The 18,516-nt window shown below is 42.5% G+C and carries 14 protein-coding genes; 4 read left to right on the top strand and 10 right to left on the bottom strand.

The genetic code is table 11. The features are described from left to right. Positions 1–7 precede the first annotated feature (7 nt). Together ACSQ8P_RS26470 and ACSQ8P_RS26475 are read left to right on the top strand one after the other, a co-directional pair. The gene (locus tag ACSQ8P_RS26470; RefSeq protein ID WP_436237921.1) at positions 8–427 is read left to right on the top strand and encodes an SRPBCC family protein; all 420 of its coding nucleotides are present in this window, start codon (positions 8–10) and stop codon (positions 425–427) included. Next, a complete protein-coding gene (locus tag ACSQ8P_RS26475; RefSeq protein ID WP_436237922.1) occupies positions 424–1,017 on the top strand; it encodes an NAD(P)H-dependent oxidoreductase in 594 nt (197 codons plus the stop codon). The genes ACSQ8P_RS26470 and ACSQ8P_RS26475 overlap by 4 nt, the downstream gene beginning before the upstream one ends. Positions 1,018–1,215: 198 nt before the next feature. Here the strand turns inward: ACSQ8P_RS26475 and ACSQ8P_RS26480 are convergent, their stop codons facing one another. The 4 genes from ACSQ8P_RS26480 to ACSQ8P_RS26495 form a co-directional block, all read right to left on the bottom strand. Continuing rightward, positions 1,216–1,659: a helix-hairpin-helix domain-containing protein gene (locus ACSQ8P_RS26480; RefSeq protein WP_436237923.1), complete on the bottom strand. Its 444-nt coding sequence runs from the start codon at positions 1,657–1,659 to the stop codon at positions 1,216–1,218. 433 nt (positions 1,660–2,092) lie between these two features. After that, positions 2,093–2,626 carry a carbohydrate ABC transporter permease gene (locus tag ACSQ8P_RS26485; protein ID WP_436237924.1) on the bottom strand — a complete coding sequence of 178 codons (534 nt, stop codon included), beginning with the start codon at positions 2,624–2,626 and terminating at the stop codon, positions 2,093–2,095. Continuing rightward, positions 2,593–2,727: a hypothetical protein gene (locus ACSQ8P_RS26490; RefSeq protein WP_436237925.1), complete on the bottom strand. Its 135-nt coding sequence runs from the start codon at positions 2,725–2,727 to the stop codon at positions 2,593–2,595. The genes ACSQ8P_RS26485 and ACSQ8P_RS26490 overlap by 34 nt, the downstream gene beginning before the upstream one ends. Before the next feature lies 1 nt (position 2,728). Then, on the bottom strand, positions 2,729–4,327 hold the full coding sequence (locus ACSQ8P_RS26495) for an extracellular solute-binding protein (protein ID WP_436237926.1): 1,599 nt from the start codon (positions 4,325–4,327) through the stop codon (positions 2,729–2,731). A gap of 158 nt (positions 4,328–4,485) precedes the next feature. Here ACSQ8P_RS26495 and ACSQ8P_RS26500 point away from each other — a divergent pair, with 158 nt between their 5' ends. Then, complete coding sequence (locus tag ACSQ8P_RS26500; RefSeq protein ID WP_436237927.1) at positions 4,486–6,225, top strand: sensor histidine kinase; 1,740 nt, start codon at positions 4,486–4,488, stop codon at positions 6,223–6,225. After that, positions 6,203–7,798: a response regulator transcription factor gene (locus tag ACSQ8P_RS26505; protein ID WP_436237928.1), complete on the top strand. Its 1,596-nt coding sequence runs from the start codon at positions 6,203–6,205 to the stop codon at positions 7,796–7,798. The genes ACSQ8P_RS26500 and ACSQ8P_RS26505 overlap by 23 nt, the downstream gene beginning before the upstream one ends. Before the next feature lie 116 nt (positions 7,799–7,914). On the opposite strand, the gene ACSQ8P_RS26510 is transcribed toward ACSQ8P_RS26505, so the two are convergent. The 6 genes from ACSQ8P_RS26510 to bglS all read right to left on the bottom strand — a co-directional run bounded on the left by ACSQ8P_RS26510 (position 7,915) and on the right by bglS (position 18,357). Then, positions 7,915–9,258, bottom strand: a complete 1,344-nt coding sequence (locus ACSQ8P_RS26510) for a GH1 family beta-glucosidase (RefSeq protein WP_436237929.1) — start codon at positions 9,256–9,258, stop codon at positions 7,915–7,917. Between the two features lie 94 nt (positions 9,259–9,352). Further along, positions 9,353–10,168: a carbohydrate ABC transporter permease gene (locus tag ACSQ8P_RS26515; RefSeq protein ID WP_436237930.1), complete on the bottom strand. Its 816-nt coding sequence runs from the start codon at positions 10,166–10,168 to the stop codon at positions 9,353–9,355. Beyond that, entirely contained in the window at positions 10,168–10,929 is a 762-nt protein-coding gene (locus tag ACSQ8P_RS26520) for a carbohydrate ABC transporter permease (protein ID WP_436237931.1), read from the bottom strand. Before ACSQ8P_RS26520 ends, ACSQ8P_RS26515 begins: the two co-directional genes overlap by 1 nt. 220 nt (positions 10,930–11,149) lie before the next feature. Beyond that, positions 11,150–12,517, bottom strand: a complete 1,368-nt coding sequence (locus ACSQ8P_RS26525; protein ID WP_436237932.1) for an ABC transporter substrate-binding protein — start codon at positions 12,515–12,517, stop codon at positions 11,150–11,152. Between the two features lie 267 nt (positions 12,518–12,784). Next, the gene (locus tag ACSQ8P_RS26530; protein ID WP_436237933.1) at positions 12,785–17,164 is read right to left on the bottom strand and encodes a carbohydrate binding domain-containing protein; all 4,380 of its coding nucleotides are present in this window, start codon (positions 17,162–17,164) and stop codon (positions 12,785–12,787) included. A gap of 482 nt (positions 17,165–17,646) precedes the next feature. Next, the gene (bglS, locus tag ACSQ8P_RS26535) at positions 17,647–18,357 is read right to left on the bottom strand and encodes a beta-glucanase (protein WP_436237934.1); all 711 of its coding nucleotides are present in this window, start codon (positions 18,355–18,357) and stop codon (positions 17,647–17,649) included. Positions 18,358–18,516: the final 159 nt, after the last annotated feature.

Here is an 18,516-nt window from a genome sequence, read left to right on the forward strand (position 1 = left end):
TGATCATTTGCCAACGATTCACAGGGAGATATTAATTGATGCTTCGCCCGAACAGGTATGGGAAGCGGTCAGCGACGTAGGTGCTGTCCATCATCGTCTAGTCCCCGGCTATACCGAGAACACTATTATTGACGGTTACGAAAGAACACTCATCCTGCCAAAAGGCGGCATGGTACGCGAGTTCATCGTTTCCATCGATGATAAGGAACGTCGAATGGCGTACGCGGTAAAAGAAGGACGCATGCCGCTGCTGCATCATCATGCATCCTTCCAAGTCTTTCCCCATGGCGACAGCGGTGCCAAGCTCGTCTGGATAACCGATTTCCTTCCGGAGCTTCTCACTCCCGAGATTCAAGCACGTGTAAATCGCGGAGCAGAGGTTATGAAAGAGACCATCGAGGCCGAAGCAAAGGGAGGAGATCGATGAGAATTCTGGTCATTGCGGCACATCCGAACATCGAAAAGTCACGCATAAATAAACGCTGGTTGGCTGAATTGCGTGAATACCCCGATCAAATAACGGTTAATGAACTATATAAGGTTTACCCAGATTATGCAATCAATCCGGAGAATGAACAAGATCTCGTTGCCAGGCACGATCGTATCGTATTGCAATTTCCAATCCAGTGGTATAGTATGCCGGCTTTACTCAAGCAATGGATCGATGACGTATTTACGACATCCTGGCTGTTTGGAGCCGGCGGGAAAGCCGTTACGGGTAAAGAACTTGTCCTTGCAATGTCGATTGGAGGCGATGAATCGTCCTACCAATCTGGTGGCTTAATTGGCTATACAATCAGTGAACTGATCCGACCCTTTCAAGCGTTTGCCAATCAGATCGGCATGACCTTCCTGCCGCATTATAAATTTTATGGTGCGGTCAAGGCGAAGGATGACATAATAGAAAATAGTGCCTCACATTATGTGGAGCACATCTCCTCTCCCGATCTCAACCCCATAATCGTTCGAAAACGTATGCTCGATGAAATGAGTAAGGCTAGTTCAAATCCCTTATAAGTGAAAATATTATAAAAACCTACTACGAAAGAGTTCTTTTGTTGGCTTTTATAACGAGTATGAAGAAACTGCTCAACGCAAAGACCCTCCTGTAGATTTCATTGTGTTAAACTGCACGTTCGTAACAGAGAAAAGAGGAGTTGCGATTACGCACTCCTCTTCCGCTAATGTTATCCTGTTAAATCAATAGTATCATTTTTAATATGGCTTATTGGGATATCCATAAGTACGCCTATAATTTTTCCTTTCCTCTGTAAAATCCCACCACTTCTTGTCACAACCATGATGATTGGCAAAAAATACGATAAATCTAAATTGATCCTCTACACATGGATCTATTCTCTCCATGTATAGTTCTTCCAATTTATCGAATAATCTTGCCCCATCTTTTGCTTTTAACTCATTCAATTCATAATAACCCAACTTAATTAAGTCTTTTGCAAATGCGGGTCCAATAGAAGGCACACTTTGAAATTCGGATAATGCCTTTAATTCTTTGGCTCTTAATTCAGATACTTTTAAGGTTACACATAGATCATTCACTGATATATTGTGAATATCACTTAAAAGTATTTTATTTTTTCTTAGTTCTTTTCGTTCTTGAACGTCTAATTCTAACTTCGGGGTTTTATTTACTCTCATTTTATACTCCTACGATCTTCATACATACAAACTCGATACCTTCTTCCGAGAAATCTGGAGCGTTCCCCTTTAGATACAGGGAGAAATTGATATTCGCCAATTACCATATTACTATTCAAGATATCTCCACGTTATCCTGCCCGTTCGTTGAGCGCCGCCACCTGAGTCTAATATTTTATTTTTCAGTCTACAACTTAATTTACCGAGTCTAATACTAAGAAGCCGTAATTTTCATAAGGATTGAGAATATCCGTAAATTTAATTCTGTATTATTATTCACTATAATGCATATACAAAATGAGGTTTACCCTGAGTAAAGGTATAACTTATTTGCTTTCCGTCCAATCTTAAAACAAAAAAACACGGTACCCCTAACTGGGATCCGTGTTTTTTTGTTTTTTTCATTTCTTTTATTTAAGCACTCAGGCTATACTCATCCCTTTACGGCCCCGCTGCTCAGCCCCCCTATCACTTTTTCCTGCATCAGCAAGTAGACTGCGATCATTGGCAAGATTGCAATGACAATAGCGGCAAAAATCGGGCCCATTTCGACACTTCTTTCACCTACAAAAGATAGCATGGAGAGCGAGATGGTATACATTTCTTTTTTAGTTAAGAACAAGACAGCGAAAATCAATTCATTGTAAGTGAATAAAAACGTCAGAATCGCAGTTGTGGAAATAATCGGCATGCAAATCGGGATTACAAAAGAAAATAGATAACGCACTGGACCACATCCGTCCACCAAAGCGGATTCATCGATTTCCTTGTTCAAGCCTCGGATATACCCGGTAATTAGAAAAACTGCAAAGGGGATATGAAATGTCGAGTATATGACAACAATTGTCGAGTAACTGTTGTACCCATTCACCGACGCCACAAATTTAACCAATGGTATTAGTGTCGAGTGGAAGGGTATCATAATGCCTACGATCACATATAAGTAAAGAATGCCGTATCTTTCCATTCGCTTTGGCCAAGTAAAAGGATGCCATCGATGCCAGCATGACGATCAAAAAAGTACTCATACTTGAAATAAAGAATGAATTGAAGAGCGTTTTTACTCATTTTATTTCGACCTTTGATCCCGATACCAATCATTAACTTCTTGAGTTATCTTATCTCCCCCATATGCAAACCATTTGTTTACAAATGAATCGAAGTCGCTTTTAGGGTCACTATTGAACAGGAACTCTTGAAAAGTCTGCTGTTCCAGTTTTTGAAGAAGTTCCCATTTTGATTTCATGGTTGTAGTAGGTGGCCCTGTAAATGCTTCTTTCATGGAAGCTCCTCCTGGAGAGAACAACTCGGGCGCAATATCCTTAGGAATTGCATCTACTACTTTCGATGGAATTCGCGCTCCGTCAAAAGTCAACGTATAGGATGCCACTCGAACGGCCCCCGCCGGAATTAAAGCAGGATCAGAAGAAGGAACTCCATTGACTTCCGTCCAATCGTAGTCCCTAGCAAGCCCCTGTGTGAATTCTCCTGTTGAAGTGGCATAATAATCAAATAAGTAGTTTTGGTACTTAAAGAAGATTTCGGGATCCTTCATCTTTTTATTGATAAGAATGGCTCCGTTAACGGGCAACGTACCTCTTCTCCCGACGAAGCCGCTCGGACCATTGGGTATGGGAATCGCTTTAATTACAACTTTAGGGTCGTTTTTCAGCAGATCAGATAACGGCCATCCAGACATCCAGTAAGGTCCCGCAATAATGCCTGCCTTGCCGGCAAGGAACAAATCAGCCGCTTTTGTCTCATTGTACCATTCACTTTCTTTTGAAACATAACCTTTCTGTATCCACTTTTTCAGCACCTGTAGCGCATCCTTTGCACCGGGCTGAACCGATCCGTACTTTATTTTGCCGTCTTCAACTAAATTCCACTGTTTAGGTATTGTCCCGAATGCGCCAAAAATCCAACTGGAATCAGCCATCCATGTGCTGGGGCCGTTTCTTAATCCGATCGTCAATCCGAATGTATCCTTTTTGCCATTACCGTCGGGATCCTCATTCGTGAATGCTTCCATCACCGCTTCTAGATCTTCTATCGTTCTTGGGACAGGAAGCTTTAACTTATCTAACCAATCCTGACGAATCCAAAGAACAGGATCGGTAGAATATTGATAGTCAAGAATCGGAATTGCATATTTTTTTCCGTCACGCACAAAAGAATCCCATACGGCCGGGTCTTCCTTCATGGCACTTTTCCAGACAGGAGAGGCGTATTTTTCAAATACATCACCGATTTCCCTGAATTGCCCCGAGTCTATTAATTCTTGTATTACATCTCGTTCCCTGGTGGTAACAATGTCAGGCATATTCCCCTTAGCAAGTTCAATACGAAGCTTGTTGGCATAGGCACCATTGGAATCGGGGATTGTCCAAAAATACCGGATTCGGATGCCCAATCGTTCCTCAGCCCATTTGGTATGTATATTATTCTCCAAATTCTCACCATTTTTAAATTTCATATCAGGGTTTATGGAGCCAACTGTGTACATGGTAACTGGGGGAACATACTTTCCTAGTTTCGCGTCGTAATGTATCGAATCTTGCATTTGGTCGGTAGTGTTGTTGGCAATTTTTCCAGTGTTAGTTTCGTTGCACCCAGAACAAATAATCAGCACTAATACGATCAGTAAACGCGACCATATCTTTCTCACCTGAAGACCCCCTTCCAAACAGTTTCATAGTATATTCATCTTATCATAAAGTTTTAAGGTCGTCCTATCAGAACAGAACAATCGTCTATATGGTATAATCAATATGGTATACTTTCATTAACTAAATTGTTTCGCAGTAAAGGATGGGGCCCTTGCGATTGCGTGCTAATCTATTCGTCAAAATAACCGTATTACTGTTCACGATCATATCTATCACCTTGTTGCTATATGGATTATCCTACAAAAAGGATGTCGAAGTCATCACAGAACAAATCAAAACCTCCGATTTGAATCATTTAGATTTTTTTACAAAACAAATGGACAATAACGTTAATCAGTTAGCCGGTTTGGCTTATACCTTACAACGCGACTCGACGATCAGAGAATATGAGCATATCCAAGATCTCCAACATCTTATTGATCCCAACAAAACCACACTGACAGTTCTTGAAAAGTTGGCTCTGCAAACCAGTTCAAGTACATGGGAGAATCAGATTAACATTTACAATATACAAAAACGGGAGGCTCTGTCTTCAGATGCTTCGGTTGTTTTCGAAGAGTCACTGCTGAAAAAACCTTTAGAAAAAGGCTGGAATTATGATCCGTCGATGAAAATGAATAGTTCAGATAGCGGATTTCGCATGCTGCTCGCCGATCCTGTGAACTTCGCAGAAACGCCTGAGTTGTCAAATATGATCATTGAAGTCCGTTTCCCAGTATCCAATTTGATAAAAATGATCGGGGAATATAAGTATAACGGTGATACATTCCTTTATCATCCAAAACTCGGTCTTATAAAAAATCAGAATTTGGATACAAATCTAGCAACCGGGATTATGAACAACTTACAGAACATTCAAGCTGAGCAGCAGTTTTCAACCACAGTCTATCTTCAAGGCAAGCAATACTTGGTCAGTATGATTCGTTCGACATCGTTAGGATGGTATATGATTCATTATTCACCGCTTGAACAAATATTGCATCCAATTAGAACCAGCAGGGTTTCATTTATCACCGCTTCTTTTGTATTGCTTGCTCTCAGTACTTTGTTTTCTCTAATCATGTTCCGTCAGGTACAGCGCCCTATCGGTATTTTACTCAGAGCGGTAAACAAGATGAAAGAAGGTTATTGGTCCACACGAATTCGGACGAAAGCAAATAACGAATTCTCCATTTTAAATCAAGGGTTTAACGAAATGGCTCAGAAGGTTCAGGAACTGATCGAACGTGTCTATCTCGAGCAACTACGTGCCAAGGATGCTTATCTGAAGCAATTGCAAGCGCAGATTAATCCTCACTTTCTTTATAACTGCCTTTTTTTCATGAAAAGCAAGGCAAGAGTAGGCGATACAGCCTCTGTTGAAGCAATGGCGCTTAACCTTGGCGAGTATTATCGCTACATAACACGAATGGATCATTCATTAACAACGATCAGAGATGAAATAAAATTAGTGGAAAACTATTTATCGATTCAAAATCTGCGTAAACAACGTATTGATTATTCCATAAATATCACGGACGCTTTACTTACAGAACCCATTCCTAAATTGTTAATTCAGCCCATCGTTGAGAACAGTATTATCCATGGAATTGAAAAGAAATTGGGTGGCGGCCGGATCATGATCTATGGAGAAACTAAATTTGACATGTTGATCATTTCTGTCGAAGACAATGGGGCAGGAATGGCTCCCCGCCAAATGGATGAGCTCTACGCCGTATTAGACGCGCCAAACCGCGAGGATGGCGGATGTGGGCTTTGGAATGTTCAGCAGCGTTTGAAACACCAGTATGGCGGCTTGTCCGGTTTACTCATTGAACCTTCTGAACTTGGAGGGGTCAAAGTCACACTTCGCATCCAAAAGAAAGGATTGAATCATGTTACAAATACTACTCGTTGACGACGAACCATACGTTGTAGATGACTTGTCTATCACAATACCTTGGGCGGATTTGCAGTTTGATCAAGTCCATAAAGCCTACTCAGGACAAGAAGCGTTAGAAATCCTTATGCGCAATCCTATTGATATCGTCATAACGGATATCAGCATGCCTGAAATGTCCGGCCTGCAGCTGATCGAGGAAATTCGCAGCGGGTGGAAGCATATCAAATGTGTGCTACTTACCGGTTATGCAGAATTTGAATATGCCAAGAAAGCTATCCAGAACCAAGCAAGCGCTTATTTGCTAAAGCCAATCGGGGATGAGCAATTGATCGAAGTGCTTCAACAACTGCATCTTGAGATTCAACGTGAATGGGAGACATTATCTTCCTTCCAGAATACGATGCAGACGTTTCGTGAGCATTTGCCGTTGCTGCGAGACCGGCTCCTTAATGAAACTCTTCAAGGACGACGATTCACTAATGAGCAACTTTCAGAACATATGCATAAATACCAACTGTCTCCGATGATTGACGAGCATGTAGCGATTATGATCGTGCGGCTTGAAGATTACTTTCAGAGGCAAGACATGAACAGTATAACTTTGTTTGAATACGCTATTGTCAATATTGCAAATGAGTTGTTTCATGAACAGTTCGATATTTGGTCATGTAAAGATGCACATGAATATTTAGTCTTTCTTCTCAAGCCAAAATCACCGGACGTCCGCTCTTATTCTTTAACTCAAACCGCCTTTCAACTACAAAAAAACGTTAGCTTGTACCTCAAAGGAGATATTTCAGTAGCAACTACATCATGGGGAATATTCCCATACAAAGTGCGCGAGCTATATCAATCTGCGGTTGCCTTGATCAGGCAGAGAATCGGACAAGAAACTGGAATCTTCTTGACCGTAGATCAACAGATCGGGAATCACGACATCCAAATTATGCAATCGCTTTATGAACCTCCGACCTTTCTTCATTTGTTCGAAGCGAACCGTTGGGATGCCATTGAAGAAAAACTCCATGCTGTTTTTCAAGAATTAAAAGGCAGTGGAGAACACTCTCAGGAGCATATAGAGGTGACCAGAAATTATTTGAAGACAGCATTTTATTATTTTGCACATAAAAACAATAAGTTGCTCAGAGATATCCTCGCCCCCTCGATGAATGAAAGCAGAAAGTTCCACTCTCCCGATATGCTGAAGGATTGGGCAATGAAACTCATCGTACAATTAAGAGCATATTTTGATTTGGAGCATCAAAACCAGCGTTCAATTCTTATTAAAGATGTGCATGACTTTGTAGATAGTAATATCGGTTATGTCTCCCTTCAGTCCATTGCAGATCATGTACAGCTACATCCCGTATATCTCTCTAAAGTTTACAAATCCGAAACCGGAAAAAGCATCAGCGATTATTTTTTTCAGGTCAAAATGGAAAAAGCGGCCCACTTACTGACTAACAGCCAGCTTAAAATTTATGAGATTTCAACTCTGCTTGGTTATTCCACTGCACACTATTTTATTAAGCTGTTCAAAGAGTACAGTCATATGACTCCCCAGGAATTCAGAGAACGGTCAAATTGAGAGGATTATTGAAAATCCAAAAACGCGGAGCATCGTTGCGACACTCCGCGTTTTTATAATAGTTATATGGTAAATTATGCTATGAGGTTCCTCAGCATTTGATAGGAGACCTAAATCTACAAATCAAATCCGCCTTTGTGAATAACTTCCTTATACCAGAAAAAACTGTTCTTTCGCGTTCGGGTTAACGTTTGAAAATCGACATGTATGAGTCCAAATCGTTTGCCGTATCCTTCTGCCCATTCAAAATTATCCAGCAATGACCAGGTGAGATAACCGATCAGATTCACACCGCTCTCCAAACAACGATTCAATTGGACCAAATGCTGCTTTAGATATTGAATTCGCCTCGTATCGTTTACGCGCCCCTCCTCCACCTCATCGTTATAACAAGCGCCATTTTCTGTAATTAGAAGCGGGAAATTCCCGTACTTTTGCGTAATATAGCACAGCACATTATAGAATCCATCGGGACAAATAAACCAGTCAAAATCTGTCTTAGCATATCCGGTATCGACATCCTCATAATCGAATAAGCCTTCATCCTGCTTGAATCTGCCCACATTGCCCGTATAATAATTAATCCCCACATAATCAATTGGATAGTGAATATCTTTCATATCGCCTTCCTTTATTTCCAGAAAGACTCCCTTAGAGGCAAACCAGTCGAGCATAAATTGCGGATACTTCCCTAATAAAACCGGATCCATAAACCATTCCAAAAAGAAAGCGACGCCTCTGCGGCATGCATCCACATCTTCCTTGCGATTGGAATACGGCTCCAACCAGGTCACATTAGGAGCAATACCTATTTGTCCTGAGATCCCCAACTCCCTGAATCGTTTCACGGCTCGGCCATGAGCAATCAGGAGATGATGTGAAATCGTAACGGCGAGTTGCAAGTCCCGATTCCCAGGCGCATGAATACCCATATAATTGGAGAGAAATGAAATGCACCATGGTTCGTTTATAGTTATCCAATACTTGATTCTTCCTACAAATTTACGAAAAATGACTTCCGAATAGGCAACAAACGCATCAATTGTATCTCTGTTTTCCCATCCGCCCCGATCCTCCAACGCTTGCGGCAAATCCCAATGATATAACGTACATACAGGTTCGATTCCAGCAGCTAAAAGTTCATCCACCAGATTTGAATAATATTCGAGGCCTTTCAAATTTATCTCTCCAGTGCCGCTCGGAATTATCCTGGGCCATGCAATTGAGAAACGGTACATCGTAATTCCCAAATCTTTCATAAGTGCGACATCTTCTTTGTATCGATAGTAGCTATCGCATGCTATATCGCCATTATCGCCATTCTTCACTTTACCAGACGTATGCGAAAATGTGTCCCATATAGAAGGTCCTCGCCCGTCATCTTTCCAGGCCCCTTCTATTTGATAAGCAGCAGTCGCCGCTCCCCAATGAAAATCATGTGGGAATCGTATTTGTGCCATTGATCATTTCCCTCTCTGTATATCGATCATGATTTATTTGGTCAAATTCTAAATTGTTGTAATACTTCTTGCGCTTACACCATCAAAGGTTTTATTAAGATTTAACTGCTCCCGTCATGGCGCCTTCAATAATATATCGCTGCAAGAAAATGTACAAGATGACCATCGGACTCGCCACGATGACAAGTGCTGCAGCTAATAAAGTCCATTGGTTGCTGAATTGGCCGTAGAATTTGAATAACCCTAGAACAATTGGAAATAATTTCTTATCAGAAAGGTATACGGTCGCCCCTATTACGTTATTCCAGACACCTATTGCCTGCAAAATCGCGCTTGTCGCCAATACGGGTTTTATTAATGGCAAAATCATCGTCATCACATATCTGGAATAACTGCAGCCATCGATGCTAGCCGCTTCATCCAATTCTCTTGGAACCGCCTTTATATAACCCGTCATGAGCATAAACCCCAATCCAATGCCTGTGTTTACCAAAATATACCCCATTCTTGTATTATACAAACCTAGCGAATGGATTAAATTCCACTGCGGAATCATATTGTTCGGCAAAAAAATCGATATCATAAAAAATATGTACACAAAGTTGCTCCATCTGATATAACCACGGGATACAGGGAAAGCGGCCAGAGCAGAAATCAGAACCGACGCCCCAACCGATAGAACGGTGTAAAATATACTGTTCCAAATGTACGTGCTAAAATCCCCCTGTTTCCATGCATTCACATAGTTTTCAGGTTGAAAATTCTTGACGATGCCTACCGGATCCAGAATAAATTCCACGTCCGGCTTAAAGGAAACATTAAACAGATATAAAAGAGGGTACAAGTAAATTATCACCATGATCAGCATGATGAGATAGCCGAGAGGTCTGGGTACCAAATGCATCTTCATTACAATTGCACCTCTCTTCGCCTTAAATAATATTGAGCAATTACTGCTATAACTAAGACAATGCCGAATTGAATTACGGCTACCGCTGAAGCAAATCCTTGTCGAAGTCCTAAAGCACCAGGCGTACCTCCGAATGCGGCACGATATATTTCATAACCAAGTACACTTGTATTAAAGTTGCCTTGAGTCAGAACAAAAACGACATCATATGTTTGCAACGACCCAATAATGGCCAAAAGTAAATTCACAGTAGCCGTTGAAGCCAACATCGGCCAAGTGATATGTACAAAAGTTTGCCATGCTCTAGCGCCATCAATGTGACCTGCTTCATAAAGATCACCTGGGATTGCTTGCAATCCCGCAAGAAAGATAACTACCGTATACCCTAACGAGCCCCAAATTTGTATAAAGATAACGATGTAGAACGCCAAATCGTAAGATCCCAAAAAAGTTGAAGAGCTGCCAAACATTCCCCACAGCTTCTGAACCGGACCATCCATCGGATTAAACATGAGCGACCAAACCAAGCCGAAGACGGTAACTCCCAACACGACTGGCATAAAGATAAGTGATCTGTAAAACAAATGGCCTTTTAATTTCGAATTAATAATGATAGCGAGAAAAAGCCCGAGAGCTGTCTGCAAGATCGTGACACTAAATGAAAAAATGACAGTTCTCTTGGCCGAAGCCAAATAAGCCGCTGTTCTGCCTGAATGAAAAAATTCTTTGTAATTGTCGAGACCGATAAAATGCCACTTCACTCCTGCAACTCCCGAAATATCGGTAAATGAGTATATAACGCTAGCCATTGAGGGTCCAAACGAAAATACAATGTAAATAATTAAGGCAGGTAACAGAAACCCATAAGGAGTCCATTTATGCCATTTTTTACCGAACGGATACATCTTCACAACTCCTGTCTAATGGTGAAAAATGGAGGTAGGTGCGAAAGCAGGACTACCCCCATGTGTTTGTCTTCAATTATTTAGCGTTTTTCATTTCGACATCCCATTCTTTTTGCATCTTTTGCATAATTTCTTCAGGAGTTTCCTTACCTGCCGGTTTTAGAAACTGAACAGGAGTTGGACTGCCCGTGTAATCGCCAGCTCCTTGTGGCGCTTGCCAAATAATATCCATAGCCAGTTTCAAACTGCTTGCAAGCGGAGCAACTTCCTGCATAAACGGATTCGTGAATTTGACATTTGGCTGAGTGGGCAAGAAACCAACTGTATTAATAAATTCGTTATAGATATCCGGTTGAGAGATAAATTCGAGATACTTTAATGCGGCATCTTTATTGGCCGATTTTGCGGCGACTAATAGAGACATGTCATATTTACCGAAGAAATTTTTATTATTCTCCGCTTTGTCGCTGGCTGGCATCGGGAAGTATCCAAATTTCAGATTCGGATTCGCTTTCTCGATAGCACCTGAATTCCAAATCCCGTCAGGCATCATAGCCGCTTTACCCGTTGCGAACCGTCCAACGACCGAAGCATAGTCGATACCCATAAAATCCTTCTCGGTATAGTTCAACATTTGTTGATATTTAGTAAATATCTCCGAGAATACCGGATCGGTAAACTTAGTTTCACCAGACCATAACTTCTTGTCTAATTGTTCAACATTAGGCTCAATAGCCTGAATAAATCCATTAGCTACCATTCCAAGCGGCCACACATCTTTGCCTGCGAGTGTGAACGGAGCAACTCCGCTATCTTTAAGCTTCTTAGAGATGTCCATCATCTCAGGCCAAGTTGTTGGTACCTTTAAGCCATTTTTCTCAAACAATTCCTTGTTGTAAAATACGCCTGTGTAAGTAACGGTCCCGATATCGACACCCCAAACTTTATCCTTGTATGTAGTGGCATTTTTCAAAGCTTCTGGGAAGTAATTATTCAAGTAAGGTTTTCCCGTCAAATCCTCAATCAAGCCGGCATCGATGTATTGCTGCAGCGGAGGAACGGCTGCGCCTTTATGCCAATCTTTTTTCGGGTTGATCGCGAAATCCGTTATGATATCCGCATCGTTAGCGTTTAAGCGGGTTTGCAGTAATGTTTGATATGCGGCGTCCGGTTTTGAAGTATCTAACGTAATTGTAATGTTTGGATATTTCGCATGAAACTTTTCGTTGACTTTCGTCAAAGCCGCAATGTTCGTTGGCTGTTCCCATGTAGCCAGTTTCAACGTGATCGGTTTTTCTGCTTTTGCTGTTTGCGCAGAAGTGGTGCTTTGATTATCTTTTGGTTTACTGTCTGTCGTTGCCGTATTGCCGCCGCATGCCGTGAAAACAAGTGCCATTGAACAGGTAGTCAATACAGTTAATCCTTTTTTGCCAAGCAGACGCATTGATAGTCCCCCTAAATAAGTAGTTGTATGTAACCGGTACCGTTGTTACTCCTTTATTATAAATTTGAGAGAATAGGCCTTAAATAACAAATCGACAGCATTGATAACAAAAAAGCAATATACGAGCTATTCACTACAAAATTAGTATCGGATTGGGTCGGAAATAATGAGTTTATGATATAAAAAAACGGGGAGAGTCCCCCGGTTCGCGAATATATAGTACAAGCATTCACGTGACCTTCCATACTCTCTCCCGCTTTTAACAAATCAAGGGGTAATCGCGCCGTCATTGACTAAGATAATGTCGTCGATAAATACGCTTAAGTCCCCGGCATTGCCTCCGGCAATATTCCCAAGCTCAAAGCTCACTCGTCCTTTATCCGTAGTATCCTTGTCATCAATAAAGGTAAACGTATATGTCTGATCGGTCGTACCCAAATCAATGATTTTACTGCCATAACCATGCCATTCGTAGTTATGGGCGGCATCATCCGACCAACCGATACTGATGTTCATCTTACGCGGTGTTGTCGAATGCGCCTTGAATGACAGCGTGTATTGGTTGCCATTTTTATAACCGACTCCCTCATAGTAAACTTGGCGCTGCCAGGATTCTGTCCCGACAGTTCCGACATCGGCCCTCAGCGAACCGTTATCATTGGAGATGGCAAGCTGGCCACTATCTTGCGAGAATAATGTCCAACCCGATAAGCCCGAAGCAAAATCGCCATTGGGAATCAAATTCGCCTTTTGTGACATTACCTGCACCAGAGAAACATTGTCCAGATAAACGGAATGAGTGACAGAAATATCGCCGAGTTTGCCTACACTAAATAGAAGTACTGCGTCCGGATCATCGGCTGTCATCGTGAATACTTTCTCGAAATGCTGCTTATTGCCAGTTAAACTTACTGTTTGATCCATATAAGGCGTATATGGAGCCTCTTTTAACTGTACGATTCCTTTCATATCCCTCGAAACTGACGCTGAAGCATCAAAACTGAAACGATACGTCTTTCCGTTCGCAAGCGCCTTATTTGCTGTTTGTTTAACTTGGATATCGTATTCGTTCGCGCCAGGTCCATCAATATCCACGCTTAATTCCCCATTGGCTGCAGAAATTGCGGTGGACTGCACGCCAGCGTCTCCTGAATTTTTCAAAAGTGTCCATCCACTTGTATCGTTGCTGCTGAAATCCCCGTTTTGAATCATTTCCCGAGAGAAGTCGATCCATACGGTGTTATAATCCTGCCCTGCCAAACGCAAGTAATAGGTTCCTGCTTGCAGATCAAACTGTTCGATATAAATCGTTTTATACGATTGCCCGCCCCCAGTATTGCCAACGGCAACTGAGGTCGATTTCACTTCATGCAAGGATTCGTCCAGAACCGTAAAGTTCAATGCGGAGTCGTCTTTAACGCTTGAGACCCTTACTGAAGGCACAAAACGTCCTGGCTGCACGATGCTGATTTTGTAATCGGCGTAATTGCCTTGGGCCATTCCTGTAACGTCTTTACCGCCCTCTCCACTTGCTTCTAACGTTGTTCCTCGCGTTTCCCAATATTGGTCTGCCGAAATATGAACATAATCATTCACTGTGGAGGGATCATTACGTTTAATCAAACGTACATTATCCAATACAATTGTTCCCGTGTCGCCGCCTAAAAGAAACTTCAGGTTAGAATCAGTTTGTGTATCAATTACCGTAAAATGTTTGGTATAAGTATTCATGGTATCAGTCAGATTCACGGTCGATCCTCCCGTATAGGTTACACCGCCACTCACACCTGTATCGAGACCGACTGCGATAGAACGGTTGTGATCTGCCTTAGCATCAAACGTTAACGTATACGTAGCCCCTTTGGCTAGCACAAGCCCTGATTGCGACAAATAAACACTCTCAGGAGTAGTACCAGCATTTGCTGCGGTTACATTAAGCTTACGATCCATCATGTAGGTAGAAGGTACAAGATCATTGCTTACCGAAGCCGATGCAACTGCCCCTACAGCTTTTGTAATATTCCAGAACGCCATTCTGTCACTGCCTTGATCGAATCCGCCGTTAAAGACCAGATTGCCGTCGCTAAGCGGCTGTCTTACCTTTGGCGGCTCCGGAATCCACGGAATCTCAACCACCCTTACGTTTGTAAAATAAACGGTCGCAGTAGACGACTTACCGAGATTGAACTCGAAACGGGTATTGTTATCAGTCTTACTCTTCATATTGAAGGAGTACTCGTAGGACTGCCATTGATCGGTAAGTTGTGCAGTCACTTCTCCCGAATAAGGCGTCCAACTTCCCTGATATTGCGACACCTTCGACATGATCGAACGAGGCGCATCCGCCTTGGCATCGTAAGTGACCTTATATGCCTTACCTTGTTCCAACATGAGAGGCATTTGCGTTAGTTGAATCGAATAAAGTTGGTCGCCTGCATTCGTAACAGTGACTTTCGCTACATTTCCTTTGACTGGATCTTGGACGATACTAACATTCCCATCACCATTGACGTTCTTAAGGAACTGCCATTTGTGAGGAACGCCATTATCGTCAATCTCCCCATCGAATTTGTAGTTCCAAATTTGATTCCCGTCCGGCATCGGATCACGTTGCGGCACATTGATACTTGATGATTCTGGGCGCTTTCCAGTCACGTCAGGCAATTTATCCAAATCTTTGTACTTATAGGCACGGACATAATCGACATACATTTTATCGGACTTGAAATCGCCCTTCGGATTTCCCGGCATATCGCCACCGACAGCCAGATTCAGAATCATGTAGAAAGGCCGATCGAAAGGCGCAGGATACGTATAATTTTCTGCCTGCCCGTCACCCCTTGAACCCCAATCACTGGTTTCATGGAACTTATGTCCGTCCACAAACCAACTGATTTTCCCAGGCAGCCATTCCACCGAAAACACGTGATAATCGTCGGCAAACGTCTGTCCTTGCGGCAGTAAATAATGATTATATTGCTGCTCGTGAGGATTACCGTAGTGAATGGTGCCTTGTACCTTCCTCGGGTACACATCCGCATTAGTGGGATCAGAGGCTAATGGCCCCGTAAGCTCCATCATGTCAATTTCTCCGGAGCCTGGCCATGGTCCATATTGCTTGAGATCATCTGTAGGCATCATCCAAATGGCAGGCCACATGCCTTGCTGAATAGGCAATTTGGCGCGAACTTCGAACTTTCCATACGTCCAATCGCCTTTCATTTGGGAGGTCAGCTTACCCGACGTAAAGTCACGGCCCGAGTGAGATTCTTTTTTTGCTTCTAGAACAAGTACGTTTTCGTTACCGTCATTCTCAATGCTTGCATTGTTAGGACTATAATATTCCAACTCATTATTGTAGACTGTTCCAGTATCCTGAACGTTCCATTTGCTCGTATCGATTGTATTGCCGTTAAACTCGTCATTCCAAATCAATTGCCAAGGATTTTCTTGCGAAGAATTACTTGAATTGCTTGAATTGCTTGATGAACTGGTTGGCGTACCAGGCTTAACTCCTGAATTTTCGGGCAAATTAAGATCGTCGCCTTTGCTCACCGGTTTATCGTTAACCGTAACACCGTTAGCTCCTACTTCCAGACGCTCGATTGTTCCTTTATTTACGATCTTGGAGCCGTGCGCCTCTTCCCCAAGCCGCACTCCCTTCACTGTGGAACCAGAAGACAGCTCCACAATAGCTGGGTGATTGACCTCGACGAATTTAGCCGAGGAATTGTCATTTAAAGCAAACCTTACCAGATTATTCTTCTTATTCAGGACCACGAGAGACAGATTCGACTTATTAAATATGACGGAATGTGTGCCGCCTCCATTAATAAATGTGTCGCCTGCAACCGTAATGTTGCTGAACGTTACCTCTCCATCGCCTACTCCTTCTGTAACATAAAGATTGCCGTCGATTTTCACATCTAGCAGTGACGTTCCAGGCTTATTGACGATTACATTTCCTTTAATTTCCTTTGTCTTGGTATCACCAAAATCCGGGCTCATCCAGACAATCATGCGACCCAGCAACTCGACGGTTTCAGCACGCGTCATTGCACGTTTTGGCTGCAAATTCAGCCCGTTGTCCCCTGTTAAATATCCCTCCGAGATTAGACTGCTCATAGCGGACTTGGCATAATCATCGATTTCTGCAGCATCATGGAAACGTGATATCGAATCATTGGTACGACTGCTAATTTGAAATGCCCGGGTTAACAAAAGTACGGCATCCTGGCGCTGAATCTGCTCATTTGGAAGAAACCTTCCGTCCGGATACCCTTGGATCAGTCCAGCATTCGTCGCTTTGGAAACGGCTTCCTTATACCAATCAGAAGATTTTACATCCGTAAACGATGACGGTCCATCACTCTCATATCGGAAAACGCGGTTAAGGAACGTAACAAATTCAGCGCGCGTTACCGGCTCGTCCGGATGAAACTCTTGATCCTCGTAACCGGTTACAATACCAGCCTGAGCAAATTTAGCAACAGCAAGATTCGCCCAGTGGCCATTCATGTCCTCGAAATTAACAGCCATTGAGGATGGCTTTTCTTCTGCAGAAGCAGCCACTACAGGCGCTGCCGAAGAGAAGAACGGGACAACAAGACTAAGGCTTAAAAGTGTAGAACATACTTTCCGATACACGTTGACTCCTCCTATTAACGATAGTTGGTAAAGCGGGCTACGATGGGCTGTTTTCATTATAGGCTTGGCCCTTGCCGCCAGAAATACCAAATCATTAATATGGATAACAAATATTAAATGTGGAGTCGACTACTAACTTTTTTTGACACTTCAAAAAGGAATTTTTAAACAAATTGGCTCTAACCATTTTCTAAATGAAGAACGTTAGTGATTCAAATTATTATTCGAGGCTCCCAGCTGCACTTTTCCGTGAATTTACGATTTCATGGAGACAGCTCGGGGGGGGGAGCAGATCACCGAGGAAGTGAACCGGTGGTACGACGGGTGAAATAAATGCGAATGGCTGCCGATGAATTAGATCATCGGCAGCCATTCTGTTGTACGCCCGGCATAATGGGTCATCTAATGAAAGTCCGGCGGATACTCGCAAGCGCTTACAAAAAGCTGGCAGGATGGATGACTTTTTCAGCGATAAGTCAATATTAATTACTCGTATACTTTACCCAATCGTAGTAAGCAGATAGAGGATTTTTACCGTCATAAGTCCCGAGCCAGGAATCCACTCCCGTGCCATTCCATATATTCATCATGATCTTGCCCGGTGTCTGTGGAATGTTGGAGGTGGCTGTATGCTTCAAAACGCCATCCACATACCATTTAATAGAGCCTGCCTGCCAATCGAATGCGTACGTATGAAATCCTTGAGAAGCATCGAAGCCGAGGTCAACGACCTTCTCATGGCCGCCCACACCATTCGTGTAGTAATTAAACTGCACTTTCGTTGTATCCTTGCCAATGAATTCGATGTCGATCTCATCCCACTGTGTACCATCGCTCGGACCGGTATAAGTGAAGAATGAGGAGACAATACCCACATTCTTAGCAGGCTTCATGTTGACCTCATATTTACCATAGCCATATTTGTTCGTGGAACGGTATTCGCCACAGTCGAATTTGTTGTAAGATGGACTGGTGATCTTTAGTTCCAATTGTCCGCTGCTAGTGAAATTGGCATTATTTCCTCTCCATGTACAATTAAACATGGAACCGTTGGAGTAATTATTTGCTTTTTCCCAAGTGCTTGGATTGTGATAAGTGAGCGGTTCCCAGAACTCCCACGCTGCTGATGCGGACGTTACCAGACTAAGCGATAAAATCACTCCGATATGTGCAAGCATCCATTTCTTCTTCATAAACCTACCTCCTGCTTTATAGTTTGTTTGTTACGTCTCTATGTTATCAGGCACCCCAAATGTAAGCGATACCAATTAATTAATATTAATACCAAGATGATAACCATTTTACTTAAATTGAGTGAGCTGATAGACGCTATCGTCCACCAACTGAGTAAG

Source organism: Paenibacillus sp. LjRoot153 (assembly GCF_964253085.1).
Classification (GTDB): Bacteria; Bacillota; Bacilli; order Paenibacillales; family NBRC-103111; genus Paenibacillus_E.

Bases quoted from the DNA above. Each gene is read 5' to 3' on its own strand.
- ACSQ8P_RS26510 (WP_436237929.1), bottom strand. From the start codon at position 9,258: ATGGCACAAATACGATTCCCACATGATTTTCATTGGGGAGCGGCGACT.
- ACSQ8P_RS26475 (WP_436237922.1), top strand. From the start codon at position 424: ATGAGAATTCTGGTCATTGCGGCACATCCGAACATCGAAAAGTCACGC.
- ACSQ8P_RS26515 (WP_436237930.1), bottom strand. From the start codon at position 10,168: ATGAAGATGCATTTGGTACCCAGACCTCTCGGCTATCTCATCATGCTG.
- ACSQ8P_RS26485 (WP_436237924.1), bottom strand. From the start codon at position 2,626: ATGGAAAGATACGGCATTCTTTACTTATATGTGATCGTAGGCATTATG.
- ACSQ8P_RS26505 (WP_436237928.1), top strand. From the start codon at position 6,203: ATGTTACAAATACTACTCGTTGACGACGAACCATACGTTGTAGATGAC.
- bglS (WP_436237934.1), bottom strand. From the start codon at position 18,357: ATGAAGAAGAAATGGATGCTTGCACATATCGGAGTGATTTTATCGCTT.
- ACSQ8P_RS26490 (WP_436237925.1), bottom strand. From the start codon at position 2,727: ATGAGTAAAAACGCTCTTCAATTCATTCTTTATTTCAAGTATGAGTAC.
- ACSQ8P_RS26525 (WP_436237932.1), bottom strand. From the start codon at position 12,517: ATGCGTCTGCTTGGCAAAAAAGGATTAACTGTATTGACTACCTGTTCA.
- ACSQ8P_RS26480 (WP_436237923.1), bottom strand. From the start codon at position 1,659: ATGAGAGTAAATAAAACCCCGAAGTTAGAATTAGACGTTCAAGAACGA.